The sequence below is a fragment of the Janthinobacterium sp. 13 genome, assembly GCF_002749695.1.
Taxonomy (GTDB): domain Bacteria; phylum Pseudomonadota; class Gammaproteobacteria; order Burkholderiales; family Burkholderiaceae_D; genus Janthinobacterium; species Janthinobacterium kumbetense.
The window spans coordinates 1,841,155-1,857,436 of the sequence record NZ_PEEQ01000001.1 but is presented as its reverse complement, the minus strand read 5'-3'; the positions used below and the strand labels follow the sequence as shown (position 1 = coordinate 1,857,436).

Below are 16,282 nucleotides of genomic sequence, written 5' to 3'. Positions count from 1 at the left end.
AAAGTTAATTTCATTTCCTAAATGACATTTAAAGAATATCACTAAAACTCACGAAAAAAACTGCTACGCGATAAAAATATTTGTAATTGTGAAATCATTCATGTTCAAAATTGCATTAATTTCCATGGTGAACCAATTGCAGTGCTGCCGCAGGGTGAGCGCGGCCCTGAGGCTGCTTGCCCCGGAGTATTTTTGTGACATCGGGACGTAAAAAAACCTGCATCGAAACAACAACGATGCAGGTTTTTTGCGTGCCGCCCGCGTGCGCGCCCGGCTATTGATGCCATAGCCGGGACGTGCGCGGGACTAGAACGCCAGCCGTCCTTGCAGGTAGACCATGCGCGGCGCGCCCACCAGCTTGCCCAGGTTGCCGTCCGAGGTGCGCGTGAAATAGCGCTTGTCGGCGAGGTTGTTGACGCCGGCGACCAGTTCCAGGCCGTTCTGGCCCGGTACTTTCCATTTCACTTGCGTGTTCCACGTACGGAAGCCGGGAATGACGCCCACGCTGCCGGCCGGGTTTTCCGCCACGGTGTTGGCCTCGTCGGCGAATTGGCGGCTCTGGTGGCTGCTCGACAGGTCGAAGCCCCACGCGCCCAGCTGGTAGTGGGCGCCGACGGTGTCCGTGGTGCGCGAGTAGAAGGGCACGTCATTGCCCGCGTTCACGCCATCCTGCAAGGTGGCCTTGGTGTAGGTGTAGGTGGCGTAGGCGTTCAAGCCGGCCAGCGGGCCGGATTGGTCGAAGTGGTAGTCGACGGCCGATTCCAGGCCCCGGTGATGCGTGGCGCCCACGTTGTAGAAGACGACGTTCTCGCCGCTGCCGACGGACTGGATCTGGTTGTCGAACTTGATGTTGAACAAAGTCGCCTCGGCCGACAGCTGGCCGCTCTTCCAGCGCGCGCCCAGCTCGGCGGTTTTCGCCAGTTCCGGCTGCAGCGGGTTCTTGCTCGATTGCGCATTGAGCTGCGTATTTTGCACGGCGCCAAACGAGCTGTTGTAGTTGCCGAACAGGGTGACGTTGTTATTGAGCAAGTAGGCCACGTTCAGAGACGGCAGGGCCTTGTTGTTGAGCAACTCGATCTTCTGGTCGGTCGGCAAGTGGTTGAAGCGCACCGTCTTGATGTGCTCGTAGCGCACGCCCGGCGTGATGCGCCAGGCGTCGATGGCGATCTTGTCGTCGATATACACGGCTTGCGCATCGGTGGAGTTGTCGGCGAAGCGCGTCGGCGCCTGCTGCACGCCGCTGGCGATGACGACGTTGTAGATGCTTTCATCGGCGCGTTCAACCAGGTAGCGGTAGCCGACGGTGACGTCCTGCGACACCTTGCCGGTCGTGAAGCGCTGCGTGTAGCGCGGTTCGATGGCCGTCGTTTCATAGTTGCGCGGCTGGTGGCCCAGGTTTTTTCCGCTGATCAGCGTGCTTTCGCGCGAGCTCTTGTTGTAATAGGCGCGCACCTCGAATTCTTGCGTGCCGGAAATGGCATTCAGGTAGCCGATGTCGAAGGCCTTGCGCTCGCCGCTCCAGAAGTCGGTCGGGCGCGTGTTCTGGAACGGGTCCTGCTTGTATTGCGCGGCAGTCAGGCCGCCCGGCGTGCGCGACGTCACGTCATAGTAGGACAGCTTGCCGTACACCTCGGCCGTCGGGCTCAGGTCGTAGCGGAATTTGAGGGCGAAGTCGTTGACCTTCTCATCGCTGCCCACGCGCCAGTCGCTGCCGCGGATGCCGGAATACAGCACCGCCAGGCCCAGGCCGCTGTCGAGCTGGGTGCCGGCAAACACGCTGGCCTGCGTGTTGTGGCCCACTTCGCTGTACGAGTTGTAGCGTACGGTGGCGTCGCCCGTGATGCCGGGTGTGGTGGGCACGCGGCGCGTCTTGAAGTTGATGATGCCGCCCACGTTTTGCGGGCCGAAGCGTACGGCGCCGCCGCCGCGCACCACGTCGACCGTTTCGACATTGGCCAGGCTGACGGGTGCGAACGACAGTTGCGGCTGGCCATATGGCGCGACCGACATCGGAATGCCATCGAGCAAGACCGTGCTGCGCGGCGAATAGCGTCCGGCCAGGCCGCGCACGCCGATATTCAGGGAAATGGCGCTGCCGGCGCTGCCCGAGTTGTCGCTGATCTGCACGCCGGGAATGCGGCGCATCACGTCGCTGAGGCTGGTCGCGCCCGAGTTTTCGATGTCATCCTTTTGTACCACCGTGCGGGCGCCCGCGAAATTCTTCGTGCTGGCGGCCATGCTGGTGCCCAGCAGGTTGCTGCTGACCTGGATGGATTCCAGGATGGGACCGGCGTCATTGGCGGTACTGGCCGTATTGGCGTCCTGTGCCTGCGCAGCAAGGGACGTGCCCAGGCAAGCGAGGGCGATGGCCAGCGCGCACGGGCGCAGCGAAAAAGGCAGTGGGGAAAGTGTGGCGGCCATGCATGGATCTCCGTAGGGACAATGGTTGCGCGGGCATTTTGGGCGGCGCGACAACATCGTGGCGTGGGCATCCTGCGCAAGGGGATAAGAATGATAATGATTCTCATTTTATCCGTCAATTGCGAATATTGCGTAGTGGCGGTATGCCTGCCCGCAGGGTGGGGAAGTGTTGCTGGCGCGGTACAGCGGGCGGCCTTGATTGCCGCTTGGCACCAGTGCTCGGGTGCGGCGGCATTGTGCGCGCTTCTTGTATACTCCCGTTTTTGCAGCCGTCAGACGTGAACGTACAATGAGCCAGACAACTGAAACGACGCCAGGCAATCCCCCCGTGGAACGCCGCCAGGGCGACCAGCCGGCAAGTGCTGCGCGCAAATTGAATCTGCTGGTGGTCGACGACAACCAGGAAGTGGGCGAATCGCTGGCCATGCTGCTCGAAGCGCTGGGCCACCACGCGGTGGTGGTGCGCAACTGGCAGATGGCCGTCGAGCAAGTCAAGCTGTGCGTGCCCGACGCCGTCTACCTCGACATCGAAATGCCCGGCATCAGCGGCATCGAAATCGGCCGCCGCCTGCACCACAACCCCGAAACGGCCAACGCCGTGCTGATCGCCGTCACCGGCCACAGCCTGCCCATGTACATGGACGACGCGCTGGCCGTGGGCTTTCGCCACTTCCTCGTGAAACCCGTGCGCCTGGAAGACCTAGCGACGACGGTGCAGTCGGTGCTGGCGGGCTGAAATGTGTGCTATGGTTTGCGGCCCATCCCCGGGCATCCGGACACAGGCACGCAATGACCATGCATTCCCCGAAGCAAGCTGCAAGCACCGACCTGGCCAGCCGCTATCTGGGCGTACTGGCCGATTTTGATACGGCCTTGCTGGACCGCCATGCGCCGCATGCCGATGCGGAAAAGCTCTCGGGTCTCTTTCTCCCCAGCGTGCCGCCCAACTGGATTGGCGCCCGGCAGCGCATCATGATCGTGGGCTGCGAAACGCGACAATGGAATGTGTTGCCGGTAGGGGGGCGTTTTAGTTCGCTGGAGCACTATGTCGAGCGGTCGATGGCCGTGCACCAGGCTTACTTTGCGCAGCAATTGTCACGCGCGGATATCAAGGGCCGTGCCTTTCATAATTTCACGCGCGCGGTGGCCCGGCGTTCCGGCAGCGATGGCTTGATCTATGCCAATCTGCTGTGCATGGCGTGGAATAAAGGTAGTCCCGTCAAATGTCGGCATTTTGAGGTCATCAAGAAGTACTCCAAACTGCTGCTGGATGTACAAATCGCTTTCTTCCAGCCCGAGATCATCATCTTTGCCAATGGCAGCGCCACCGCCGGACATCGGCGCGATTTCTTTCCGCTGGCCCGCGATGCGCAGGGCAAGGCGCTGGGCTGCGATTACGTCGAGGATGGCATACCGAATGCGCAATTGTGGCAGTTCCCGCTGCACCACAGGGATTGCTACCGCATCCAGCATCCTTCGTCGCGCTCGCCAAGTGCGGCGCGGGCGCGCGAGTTTTTGCTGGGCCTGCTCCCCGCCCGCTGAGAGGACGCCCCGGCAGTGCCATGCCGCCGGGATATCGCTCGTCTGTTAGGGCCGGCTCAGCGACCACTGCTGATTATTTGCATTGGTCAGGTTCCACTGGATGATTTGCGCGTTTTCCAACGTGCTCAGATTCAGGACGTCCAGGGTCAGGTTGCTGTAGCGGTTGGTAATTGTCTGGTAGCCGGCCGCGGGGCTGGCGAAGCGCCATTGCTGGCCCAGTCCGCCCCAGTAGCTCCATTGCGCGATATTCGTGCCCGCCGTGGTCGAGTTGTTGTAGTCGTCCAGGCCCAGCAGGCTGTTCGCATTGATCAGGCTATAGTACCCGTCGCCATGCCCCACCACATACCATTGCTGGTGTTTCCCTCCCGTATAGGTTTGCTGCTGCACCAGCGCGCCATTCGCCGTGCCGGCGCCGGCCACGGCCAGCGCCTTGCCGCTCAGGCGCGAGCGCAGCACCGTGGGGCCGTCCGAGATGCCGCCGCAGCTGGCGACCGTAAAATTGCGCGTCAGGCTGGGCCAGCCATCGCCGTATGTCATCTTTAATATGTCGAGTTTGGCCGCGCCATTGTCGTTGACGTCGTAGTAGTGGACCGAGGTGTAGTTGCAGCCGTCCTGCTTGAGCACGCCGATATGGCCCGGTCCCTTGTACTTGCCGTCAAGGTTGGGCAGCACCGTGCGCGTGTCGCTGTACGGTCCCGTCACGCTGCTGGCGCGCTGCACTTCCACGTAGTATGTGCTGGCGGCGCCCTGGCAGCATTTGCCGCGGTTGACGAACAGATAGTAATACTCGCCGTCGCGCGTGATGTAGGGCGCTTCGATATCCTTGCCGCCGCCACCGAGGATGGTGGTGACGTTGCCGCTCGTCTTGCCCGTGGCCTGGTTGATTTCCGTCACGCCGATGCCGCCGAAAAACGAGCCGTAGGACATATAGACCTTGCCGTCGTAGTCGCGGAACAGGGCGGGGTCGATGGCATTGATTTCCGCACCGCCCCCATACGATTGCACGACGATGCCCAGGTCCGTCCAGCTGGGATTTTTCAGCGACGCCGAGCGGGCCACGCCGATGGCCGATACGGAGGTGCCGAAGGTGGACACCGAGTAATACAGATAATAGTAGCCATTCATGTGGATCACGTCTGGCGCCCAGTACGAGCCGCTGAAGTTGGGGATTTTATTGGCGATCCAGGCCGGCGGCGTGCTGAACACGGGCGCAGGGCCGGCCGACCATTTCAGCAGGTCCGTCGAGGTGGAATACCAGATGCCGTCGCCCGTGGTGAAATTGAAATACGTGTCGCCGTCTTTTGTCAGGGTACCGGGGTCGTGCGCATTGGGCACGCCCGTCAGGGTGATCGCCTGCGCATGGGCGCAGAGCATCAGGCAGAGTGCTGCCAGGATTTGCTTCATCGTTGTCTCCGTACTGTTTTTATGGGGCGGTCCAGGCCGCACCCCAGAGTAGGGCGATGGTCAAATTTGCACTAATGAATTTTTTGCAGGAAGCGATACCGGGGCCGGTATCGGAGAATGAAGAAAAGCGGCGCCGGAATAGAAAAAGCCCGGTTCGAAAACCGGGCTCTTCATTATTCTGTGGGGTGGCTGATGGGGCTCGAACCCACGACAACAGGAATCACAATCCTGGACTCTACCAACTGAGCTACAGCCACCACTGTCTTACTTACCTGTTTAGCTGTTTTGCTGAACAGGTGCCGAATTATACAAAGAACTCGGCAAAGTGGCAAATCTAAATGCAGTCTTTTTTAAAGAATCGAAAGATTGCATGAAAACGGTCGCTTTTGCTCACCCAGCTCACACGGACAGGTGTTCGACGGGCGGGTGCAAGTCCAGCAAACCGGCGAAGGCTTTCGCCAGGGACTCGACCTTGGCCGTCGTGTAGCCTTGCAGTCGTGGCGCATCGTTGTTGATGCGGCGCAAGCTTGCCGCATCGAGCAGGCGGGCCAGCTGGCGCGCCACGGCGTCGCCCGTGTCCACCAGGGTGATCTGTTCCTGCGTGTGGGCGCGCACCGTGCGTTCGATGGCGTCCTGCACGAACAGGTAGTGCGTGCAGCCCAGCACCAGCGTGTCGACGCCTTGTTCCAGCATGGGGGCGATGTAGCGTTCCAGCATGGCGCTGGTGGCGTCCAGCGGATCGGTGCCCAGCTCGCATTGCTCGATGCGGTCGGCCAGGCCGATGCAGGGCTGCAAGATGAACGTGGCGCCCGTGGCGGCGCTCACCTGCTCGCGCAAGGCCAGCAGTTTGTCGCCGCGCAAGGCGCGTTCCGTGGCCAGCACGGCGATCTTGCCGTTGCGGCTGATGCCTGCCGCCGGTTTCAAGCCCGGTTCGACGCCGACGATGGGCAGGTCGGGGTAGCGCGCGCGCAGCGCCTTGATGGCGGCGATGGTGGCCGTGTTGCAGGCCACGACCAGCGCCTTCGCGCCTTGCTGCAATAAAAAGGCGGTGATCGCCAGCGAACGGTCGATCACTTGCTGTTCCGTCTTGTCGCCATACGGCGCATAGCCGGAATCGGCAAAGTAGATCAGGTCTTCCTGCGGCAGCTGCGCGCGGATATGGCGCAGTACCGACAGGCCGCCCACGCCGGAGTCAAAAATGCCGATGGGGGCGTCCGGGCGGGCATTGCTTGCAATAGAAGTCATATAAAGCCGAAGAAGATAAAAAAACGCCGCGCTGTGTTGCCGCGCGGCGTTAATGGTAGTGCTTGTTTAAGCGACCGTCACGGGAATCTTGCTGACGCTATTGAGTTGCTCGATCTTCGCCTGCCACTCTTTCGGGCCCGTGTTGTGCACGGAGGTGCCTTTCGAGTCCACGGCCACCGTCACCGGCATGTCGACGACGTCGAATTCGTAGATGGCTTCCATGCCCATGTCGGCAAAGCCCAGCACTTTCGCGCCCTTGATGGCTTTCGACACCAGGTAGGCGGAACCGCCCACGGCCATCAGGTAGGCCGACTGGTGTTTCTGGATCGATTCGATGGCGACCGGACCGCGTTCGGCCTTGCCGATCATGGCGATCAGGCCTGTCTGTTCCAGCATCATGTCGGTGAACTTGTCCATGCGCGTGGCGGTCGTCGGGCCGGCCGGGCCGACTACTTCGTCGCGCACCGGATCGACCGGGCCGACGTAGTAAATTACGCGGTTCTTGAAGTCGACCGGCAATTCTTCGCCCTTCGCCAGCATGTCCTGGATGCGCTTGTGCGCGGCATCGCGGCCCGTCAGCATCTTGCCGTTCAACAGCAAGGTCTGGCCCGGCGTCCACGAAGCGACTTCTTCCTTCGTCAGGGTGTTCAGGTCGACGCGCTTGGATTTTTCCGTGTCCGGCGTCCAGTGCACTTCCGGCCACGACGACAGCGATGGCGGTTCCATGTAGGCAGGGCCCGAGCCGTCGAGCACGAAGTGGCCGTGGCGCGTGGCGGCGCAGTTCGGGATCATGGCGACGGGCTTCGACGCGGCATGCGTCGGGTGCATCATGATCTTGACGTCGAGCACGGTCGTCAGGCCGCCCAGGCCTTGCGCGCCGATGCCCAGCGAGTTGATCTTGTCGCACAGCTCGATACGCAATTCTTCCAGTTTATTTTGCGGGCCGCGTTGTTTCAGCTCAAACATGTCAATGTCTTCCATCAACACCTCTTTTGCCATCAGCATGGCTTTTTCGGCCGTGCCGCCGATGCCGATGCCCAGCATGCCGGGCGGGCACCAGCCGGCGCCCATGGTCGGCACGGTCTTCATGACCCAGTCCACCAGCGAGTCGGACGGGTTCATCATGATCATCTTCGACTTGTTTTCCGAACCGCCGCCCTTGGCAGCCACTTTCACGTCGACGGTATTGCCTTCAACCAATTCCATGTGCACGACGGCTGGCGTGTTGTCCTTGGTGTTCTTGCGGTCGAAATGCGGGTCGGCCACGATGGAGGCGCGCAGCTTGTTGTCGTCGAAGTTGTACGCGCGGCGCACGCCTTCGTTGACGGCGTCGGTAACCGTGCCGCTGAAACCTTCGAAGCGCACGCCCATGCCGATTTTCAGGAAGACGTTGACGATACCCGTGTCCTGGCAAATCGGACGCTTGCCTTCCGCGCACATGCGCGAGTTGGTCAGGATTTGCGCGATCGCATCTTTTGCCGCCGGGCTTTGCTCGGCCGCGTAGGCACGCGCCAGGTGTTCGATGTAATCAGCAGGGTGGTAGTAGCTAATGTACTGCAACGCTGCGGCGACGGATTCGATCAGGTCTTCTTGCTTTATGACAGTCATGGTGTTCTCGCGGTAGATAAGAAGGGTAAGACTCTTTACTAATACTAGTTACTGCATTGGAATGACAAAGCCCATGGCCGCTGCTGGCAGCCATGGGCTTCGGGTTTAATGCGGTCGTGCCTGGTTCTGTGTCACCGTCATGATGCGGTCGGTGTACGCGATCGCCATGGCGGAAATGATGAAGACCATGTGGATCACCGTCTGCGCGATGATCACTTCCATCTTGTAGGAGTTGGCATTGATGAAAGTCTTCAGCAGGTGGATGGACGAGATGCCGATGATGGCCATCGCCAATTTCGTCTTCAGCACGGAAGCATTTACATGCGACAACCATTCCGGCTGGTCTGGGTGGTCATCGAGGTGCATGCGCGAAACGAAGGTTTCGTAGCCGCCAATAATGACCATGATCAACAGGTTCGAAATCATGACCACGTCGATCAGGCCTAATACCACCAGCATGATGGTCGCTTCGTTCAGCTTGGTCGGCAGGGCGCTGCCGGGCACGGCGACGGCCGTCAGTACGTGCTGCAAGGCTGCATCATTGCCGAACACGGCGCCGATCAGGTCGGATAACTCCACCCAGAAATGGAAGACATACACGCATTGTGCGAGGATCAGGCCCAGGTACAGCGGCAACTGCAGCCAGCGCGACATGAAGATGAAGGCGGACAATGGATGCAGCTTGGTATGTTTGGCAGACGGTGGTAGGTGGTCGATCATGTAGGGGTTCCTGGGGGAGTAAATACCAATTTTTGGCATGCCCGACATTTTACACTTGCTGTCGATTACTGCGCATGGCCTTGCTCTGTATTATTGGGTTTGATGAAACACAAAGTGGTATTGAAGCTTCGGCGCGCCAGGCATTTTCCCAGTGAAAATACTGTACGGCGTCCCCTTGACGCCCATCGCCGAAGGCGCTTATGGTTAGTCTTGACAGAGGAAAACGCTGCAGAAAATGCGCAATGTAAGGCGTCCGTAAGACAGGGCGCTTATCGTGTTAGCAAACAATTACTACACTGGAGACAAGCATGGCCGCTACAGAAAACCAAGGACAGGGCACGCAGCAGCAAGGACCAGAAGAGTCGCGCGTATTTGAACCATCGGCGGCCTTTGCCGCACAAGCCACCATTTCCGGCATGGCCGCGTACCAGGCCATGGTGAAAGAGGCGGAAACCGACTACGAAGGCTTCTGGGCCAGGCTGGCGCGCGAAAACCTGAGCTGGAAAAAGCCATTCACCCGCACCCTGAACGAAGACAATGCCCCGTTCTACAAATGGTTCGAGGACGGCCAGCTGAACGTGTCGTACAACTGCCTGGACCGCAACATCGAAAATGGCCTGGGCGACAAGACGGCCATCATCTTCGAAGCGGACGACGGCACCGTTACCAAGGCTACCTATAAAGAACTGCACGAAAAAGTCTGCAAGTTCGCCAACGGCCTGAAATCCAAGGGCATCGCCAAGGGCGACCGCGTCATCATCTATATGTCGATGTCCGTCGAAGGGGTTGCCGCCATGCAAGCCTGCGCGCGCATCGGCGCCACCCACTCCGTCGTCTTCGGCGGCTTCTCGGCCAAATCCCTGCAGGAACGCATCATCGACGCGGGCGCCGTGGCCGTCATCACGGGCGACGAGCAATTGCGCGGCGGCAAGAAGCTGCCATTGAAATCCATCGTCGACGAAGCGCTGGCGCTGGGTGGCTGCGATACCGTGAAAAACGTCATCGTGTATAAACGCACGGGCAGCGACCTGCCGATGGTGGCTGGCCGCGACACGTGGCTGCACGACCTGGTCGCAGGCCAGAGCGCGCAATGCGAACCAGAATGGGTCGATGCCGAGCATCCACTGTTCATCTTGTACACCTCCGGCTCGACGGGCACGCCGAAGGGCGTGCAGCATTCGAGCGGCGGCTACCTGCTGTGGGCCGCGCTGACGATGAAGTGGAGTTTCGACATCAAGCCTGACGACGTGTTCTGGTGCACGGCCGACATCGGCTGGGTGACGGGCCACAGCTACATCGCGTATGGCCCGATGGCCGTGGGCGCCACGCAAGTGGTGTTCGAAGGCATCCCGACCTACCCGAACGCGGGCCGTTTCTGGGAAACCATCAAGAAACACAACGTCAGCATCTTCTACACGGCGCCAACGGCCATCCGTTCGCTGATCAAGGCAGCCGACGTGGATCCGAAAGTTCATCCAGGCAACTACGACCTGACCAGCCTGCGTTTGCTGGGCACGGTCGGCGAGCCGATCAATCCGGAAGCGTGGATGTGGTACTACAAGCATATCGGCGGCGAGAAATGCCCGATCGTCGATACCTTCTGGCAAACGGAAACGGGTGGCCACATGATCACCCCGTTGCCAGGCGCCACGCCGATGGTCCCCGGTTCCTGCACCCTGCCATTGCCGGGCATCATGGCCGCCATCGTCGACGAAGCGGGCCAGGACGTGCCGAACGGCCAGGGCGGCATCCTGGTGGTGAAGCGCCCATGGCCATCGATGATCCGCACGATCTGGAACAATCCCGAGCGTTTCAAGTCCAGCTATTTCCCGGAAGAGCTGGGCGGCAAGATGTACCTGGCAGGCGACGGCGCCATCCGCAACAAGGATACGGGCTACTTCACCATCACGGGCCGCATCGATGACGTGCTGAACGTGTCTGGCCACCGCATGGGCACGATGGAAATCGAATCGGCCCTGGTGGCCAACCCGCTGGTGGCCGAGGCGGCCGTGGTGGGCCGTCCGGACGACACGACAGGCGAATCGATCTGCGCCTTCGTCGTGCTCAAGCAAGCGCGTCCGACGGGCGAGGAAGCGAAGAAACTGGCCCTGGAGCTGCGCAACTGGGTCGGCAAGGAAATCGGCCCGATCGCCAAACCGAAGGAAATCCGTTTCGGCGACAACCTGCCGAAAACCCGCTCCGGCAAAATCATGCGCCGCCTGCTGCGCGTGCTGGCCAAGGGCGAGACGATCACGCAAGACGTCTCGACCCTGGAAAACCCGGCCATCCTGGAGCAGTTGAAGGAAGCGTCGTAATGAAAGGTCGGTCCCTGCGGGGGCCGACCACGGCCTGTATTGGGCTGCTGCTTGTCGTTGCCAGCTTTAACTTTTACCCCACGGTAAATAACTTTGGCAGTCCGTAGAATCTTTGCTATAATCTGCGGCTTCGCGACAAGCGAGAAATAGTACGCAATGCGAGCCAGTAGACGCATTGCCTGCAGGAGAGGTGGATGAGTGGTTGAAGTCGCACGCCTGGAAAGCGTGTATAGGTTCATAGCCTATCGGGGGTTCGAATCCCCCTCTCTCCGCCACAGACGAAAAAGAAAAAGCTACCCTCGGGTAGCTTTTTTTTCGTCTGTACGCGGAGAGAAGCAGGGCGCCTGCGCGCCCTGCGCGGGGGATTCGAAGGGTCGGGCCTAACGGCCCGGCCCTCTCCGAATCGACCAACTGCTGCCGCTGCGCGGCAGCCCCGCGCGCCTGCGGCGCGCGTTCGTGGTTCTAATTAGGTTTCGGCTGAGCCGACTTCTACGGCGGTCAGTGCTTCAGCCTGTGTCTGAATGGCAGGCCTGCCTCCTGCGTCGCGACTCGCTCAGCGAGATAATTTCGAGCCATTGTCAGTTGCGGGAAGTAAAAATTGCTCACAATGTTATCCTGAGCCATGGTAATACAGAATTCTGAACATTCGAAGAGATAAGAAAAAGTCGATCTGGCATAATATGCGCTTCTGCCCTCAACATGGCCTATGTATGAACGCTCATAATTTACTATTGCAAAATTGGCAATCAATCGCTGCTGGCGGCATTGATATGGCTGAACTTAAACAACGACTTACCGAAAGGCAGGGGGAGTGTGTCATCGAGTGGTTCAGGCAGGCTCAACGACGCGCTCTGACGGAAGAGCCACCCCCAAGCTTGAAACGATGTATCGATATTGCTAGCTGGTGCAGGTTCGGTACTGACCCACTTACCGATTTTAGTTACGAAATGCGGATGGAAGCAATTGAGCGAGCTTCGCGGCGTTTTCAGGTCTCGGGCGAAATACTGAAAATTCTAATAACATCTATGTTAAGCTTAGAAAAATGCTTAGGTGATACTATATGAGGAAAATCAATAATAGAACGTTTATTATTGCTGTAGAAGGAATTGATGGCAGCGGTAAAGAAACACAAACTGACCTTTTAGAAAATTACTTCTTGTCGCTTGGGAAGAAGGTTGTAAATCGTTCATATCCTCAGTATGCAAGCTTTACAGGAAAAGAAATTGGTAATCTTCTTGCTGGTAGAGACGACGAAAATTCTGCTAAAAAAATTGATTCCAAATCAATGTCGTTGTGGTATGCACTTGATAGATGGCACGACTTTCAATCACTGGAAGAATCCCTCAAGGATATTGATGTTCTGCTATTGAATCGGTTTACGCTTTCCAGCGTTGTATATCAAGGTTCACGAGCAGGTGCAGATTTGGGAATTGGGGATTGGATATTGAAGCTTGAGCATGATATCCTTGGCCTGCCTCACCCTGATTTGTATATTATATTAGATACTGGTACACGTATTGCATCAGAAAATGTCTTCAAAAAACAAGAAAGAGAATATATTGGAGAAAAAGTTCAGGACGTTTACGAGAGCGATGCAATTCTGCAGCATCGCGCCCAATTAATGTACTTGTCGTGGGCGAAAGATAACGCCAATGCGATAGTTGTCACTTGCCAAAATCCGGACGGCATGATGAAGAGCGTTGCAGATATACATTCCGATTTGATCGCAGCAATCAATCACCACCTTTCCCTTTCATGAAATATTGCCCTGTTACCAATAAGTTTCTCTCGCAAGAAGGTCCCTTAGTGGTGGGGGGCATTCCACACGTTATGTGGCATATTACAGATATATGCCCGCTAGCATGTCCATATTGTTTCGCAGCAAAAACCGAAGTTGGATTGCCTGTTCAATTTATTGAAAATATATCTGATGCATTATTGGCGTTAGGAGTTCAGAAAGTCGACCTTTCTGGCGGTGAGCCGCTTGCATACGATTTTCTTGAAGAGGTATGTGTTAATCTATGGTCTAGGGGAATTCATACTACATTGACTACAAGTGGGGTGGGGAAGAAAAAAAATAAACAGTTTTTAATTGGCAATTCAAATCGGTTCGCTAGATTAATATTTAGCCTTGATGGCTATGCTAAAGATCATGATGAAATAAGAAGAAAGCCTGGAGCATGGAATGATGCTGTAAACTTGGTTGGCATGATAGACTCCAGCGATCGAAAGAGAATGTGTAGGGTCAACACGGTTATTACGAAACAATACTATGAAAATAAGTGGAGCCGGAAATTGGCTCCTGTAGTTGATGCTATGGGTGTCAACGAATGGTGTTTAATTCAACCTCATCCTGCAAACCAGAAGGATGAATATCTTGAATATGCATTGGATCATCAATCTTTTCTGTTGGCAGTAGGCGAAATTCGTCAAGCGGTATCAAATGTTGAGGTCATTACACGAGAGAACTCTTTATATTCAACATATTGGAATGTCCAGCCGAACGGATTTCTGCAGCAACATACCGATGGTAGCAATGATGACAAGAAGATATCTTTGCTTAGTAATGATATTAATGTAATTAAGAAAATGGTAGCGCAAACCACGACTTCCGTTCCAATATAAGGTGATTATGGAAACTTTTATTTTAAAGAACTTAAGTGCCAGTTCCGAACTTTCAGTTGCACTATCCGAGTTTGTAGAGGTAGTAAAAAGCCAAGGAGTCGAAGTTAAAGTAAAAAATTTATCAGACGATACAAAGGGCAGTTTAATACTTGAAGTTGCTATTATCCTCGGTGAAGGAATTGCTGTAAATGCTGTTTATGATTTCTTAAAATATTCACTCAGACGATTGGGCGATAGCCTCGATGGCGAAACTCCGTTAGAAATTGACGACGAAGTTAGGACAGTAAACGAAATGCGAGAAGATTCTTGAAGTTGTTTTAGACCACCTCATATGACCAATAAAGCGCCGAAGGTTCGCCTACTATCTGTTGGTATCAGCGAATATGCGCCACATCGAAAAGATCTTCCTGCATCGTTAAATGATGCTCGTAAAATTTATGACACATTTGAAGATGTATTAGGGAAGTCGTTAGATCACCGACATAGTATTGTTGCACTGGATATTACAGGTGATCAGTTTCTGACGCATATCCGCACTGCTCTAAAAGAGCAAAAAAAAGATGGCCCTTCGAGTGACCTTTTGATTATTTATTTTAGTGGGCACGGTAGCACCTACGACGAAGTGCTAGATTTGCACTTCATTGATTCTAAGCTTGGTCAAGATGGCATATCAACCATCGTGATTGGTGAAATGCTTAGGATTTTCCAATATCCCCGTGTTCTTTTGATATTGGATTGTTGTTTCTCTGGAGCCGCAAACAAAATCACTTATGCCAACACAGGATTCAGTAAAAAGAAGACTACTCTTATTGCGTCATCGCAGCCGATTCAGCCATCGCAAAGCGGCGAGATCCTTAGTATATTTACTCAATGTTTATCTAACTCTTTATATAAAATTAAACAGCAGGGTTTGCAAATATCGGTTGCGAATTTGGAGATTGAACTCGGTAACTACGTTATGCCGAAGCAGAATCCACATATTCTTTTCCCCGAGGGTATGCACGATCTAGTCATCGCACCGGCCCCCCTTTCTGTACCGCAATCGCAAAAGCTTCAATTAGATATTTCAGATAGGCTTCGTGTAGCTACTGAAGGGGTACGAGAGTCTATCTGGTATGCCTTGGCAGAAGAGCCAGAATATATTCTATTAGGAGTAGCAAAAATTCTTTTCGATGATGATAAATACACTGAGCCATCATGGTTAGTGCGTCGAGCTGCAGGTTCGGCACTATCGGAAATAAAGTTTTTAAAAAATGAACAGTTGAATCTTTGTAATCGGTTGTTTTCTTCTAATCATTGGGTTAATCGCTGCATTGGAATATTGACCGTTCGACGCGATGTTTCGAAAGATGATTTTCGTTTGCAGCTAGAGAAGCTACTCAGCTCAGAAGAGGAAGTCATGGATGTTCGCTGGCTCGCACTATTGTACCTTTCTGATTTTTATGGATATTCTTCATTCGAAAAAATAATTCAAAGATTTAGTCTAAATAATTTTTATCAATCTAGTTGGGGTGTATGTGAGTTATGGGAGCGAGGCGTCAATGTGGCGGAAAATGGGGGCGATATCTCATCCACTAAAGAGCGTACCGAAATTTTCATTGGAAAATTAAAGCAGCACACCTCAAGTTTGATAAATTTTATATATTTGAGGTATCGAGAGGTTTTCAATCAGCTTAACGATGATTTGAAGGCGTGGCTTGATTCAAGTCTCATCGGCACCATTGGTATCGATTGTTTTGGAGATACCCCAACACGTGGGAGCACTCAAAAAATGGGAATTGGAAAATGGCTTCATTCAAGTCTTTATGGTTCCTGGCGCGGCGCTTACAGTCCTCTCTGGGTGTTTAATAGTCTAAACGCAAAAGAATTGTCAGAATTTATTGAGGCGGTGAAACATGTTCCAATTGTTGCTGCCAGAATGGCAATTTTTGAGCAGCTGGAAAGTAGTCCGGAACTTGCAAACCGCAATGCTGAGGCCCTATCGTGGGGCGTGGTTGATGATCATCCTTGGGTAAGAAGAGTAGCATTAAGGCTATTTAGAACATTAAATTCAAATGAGCCGATTGAGGAAAGCAAAGCTAGATTAAACAGCGCAGGGACAATACTTAATGAAAAAATATATCCGGGGTCAATGGATTATCTACGAGAAATTGTTCATTGGGCTAGTCAGCTAGCTCTTCCGCAGGAACAAATTAAGCTACTGCTTCATGTCACCCTCAAGGAATTCTCGCGCAACGATCTACTTGCTTTGAATCAGGATAGTATTTTTGAATCGCATCCGTACCGGTTCATCTAGGATACATGAGATTAGTTTACAGAATCACTTTCTCGCATTCCATATCGCTACACGACGCGGGCTCAGGTACGCCATCCGTACACGGACTGAGGCATTGGACACGGTA

At 55.2% G+C, this 16,282-nt stretch carries 12 protein-coding genes and 2 tRNA genes; 8 read left to right on the top strand and 6 right to left on the bottom strand.

Features of this window, described 5'->3' with window-relative positions; genetic code table 11:
- Nucleotides 1–306: 306 nt before the first annotated feature.
- Nucleotides 307–2,421 carry a TonB-dependent receptor family protein gene (locus CLU94_RS08170; RefSeq protein WP_099665283.1) on the bottom strand — a complete coding sequence of 705 codons (2,115 nt, stop codon included), beginning with the start codon at nucleotides 2,419–2,421 and terminating at the stop codon, nucleotides 307–309.
- A gap of 289 nt (nucleotides 2,422–2,710) precedes the next feature.
- On the opposite strand from CLU94_RS08170, the gene CLU94_RS08165 reads away from it, so the two are divergent.
- Nucleotides 2,711–3,157 (top strand): response regulator, encoded by a 447-nt coding sequence (locus CLU94_RS08165; protein ID WP_099665282.1) that lies wholly within the window; start codon nucleotides 2,711–2,713, stop codon nucleotides 3,155–3,157.
- 5 nt (nucleotides 3,158–3,162) lie between these two features.
- Nucleotides 3,163–3,963: a hypothetical protein gene (locus CLU94_RS08160; protein WP_143451382.1), complete on the top strand. Its 801-nt coding sequence runs from the start codon at nucleotides 3,163–3,165 to the stop codon at nucleotides 3,961–3,963.
- Nucleotides 3,964–4,008: 45 nt separating this feature from the next.
- On the opposite strand, the gene CLU94_RS08155 is transcribed toward CLU94_RS08160, so the two are convergent.
- From CLU94_RS08155 to CLU94_RS08135, 5 genes are all read right to left on the bottom strand, one after another.
- Nucleotides 4,009–5,367: a family 43 glycosylhydrolase gene (locus CLU94_RS08155; protein ID WP_099665280.1), complete on the bottom strand. Its 1,359-nt coding sequence runs from the start codon at nucleotides 5,365–5,367 to the stop codon at nucleotides 4,009–4,011.
- Nucleotides 5,368–5,548: 181 nt separating this feature from the next.
- Nucleotides 5,549–5,624 (bottom strand) — tRNA-His (locus CLU94_RS08150).
- A 142-nt stretch (nucleotides 5,625–5,766) separates the two neighbouring features.
- Nucleotides 5,767–6,612 carry a glutamate racemase gene (gene murI / locus CLU94_RS08145; protein WP_099665279.1) on the bottom strand — a complete coding sequence of 282 codons (846 nt, stop codon included), beginning with the start codon at nucleotides 6,610–6,612 and terminating at the stop codon, nucleotides 5,767–5,769.
- 66 nt (nucleotides 6,613–6,678) lie between these two features.
- Nucleotides 6,679–8,220 (bottom strand): fumarate hydratase, encoded by a 1,542-nt coding sequence (locus CLU94_RS08140; RefSeq protein ID WP_099665278.1) that lies wholly within the window; start codon nucleotides 8,218–8,220, stop codon nucleotides 6,679–6,681.
- Between the two features lie 105 nt (nucleotides 8,221–8,325).
- The gene (locus CLU94_RS08135) at nucleotides 8,326–8,940 is read right to left on the bottom strand and encodes a YqhA family protein (protein WP_077400355.1); all 615 of its coding nucleotides are present in this window, start codon (nucleotides 8,938–8,940) and stop codon (nucleotides 8,326–8,328) included.
- Nucleotides 8,941–9,248: 308 nt separating this feature from the next.
- On the opposite strand from CLU94_RS08135, the gene acs reads away from it, so the two are divergent.
- From acs to CLU94_RS08110, 6 genes are all read left to right on the top strand, one after another.
- On the top strand, nucleotides 9,249–11,255 hold the full coding sequence (acs, locus tag CLU94_RS08130) for an acetate--CoA ligase (RefSeq protein ID WP_099665277.1): 2,007 nt from the start codon (nucleotides 9,249–9,251) through the stop codon (nucleotides 11,253–11,255).
- Nucleotides 11,256–11,439: 184 nt separating this feature from the next.
- A tRNA-Ser gene (locus tag CLU94_RS08125) sits at nucleotides 11,440–11,530 on the top strand.
- 785 nt (nucleotides 11,531–12,315) lie between these two features.
- Nucleotides 12,316–13,014 (top strand): hypothetical protein, encoded by a 699-nt coding sequence (locus tag CLU94_RS08120; protein WP_099665276.1) that lies wholly within the window; start codon nucleotides 12,316–12,318, stop codon nucleotides 13,012–13,014.
- Entirely contained in the window at nucleotides 13,011–13,880 is an 870-nt protein-coding gene (locus CLU94_RS08115) for a radical SAM protein (RefSeq protein ID WP_099665275.1), read from the top strand. The genes CLU94_RS08120 and CLU94_RS08115 overlap by 4 nt, the downstream gene beginning before the upstream one ends.
- A gap of 7 nt (nucleotides 13,881–13,887) precedes the next feature.
- Entirely contained in the window at nucleotides 13,888–14,190 is a 303-nt protein-coding gene (locus tag CLU94_RS27990; RefSeq protein WP_143451381.1) for a hypothetical protein, read from the top strand.
- A gap of 21 nt (nucleotides 14,191–14,211) precedes the next feature.
- Nucleotides 14,212–16,176 carry a caspase family protein gene (locus CLU94_RS08110; RefSeq protein WP_099665274.1) on the top strand — a complete coding sequence of 655 codons (1,965 nt, stop codon included), beginning with the start codon at nucleotides 14,212–14,214 and terminating at the stop codon, nucleotides 16,174–16,176.
- Nucleotides 16,177–16,282: the final 106 nt, after the last annotated feature.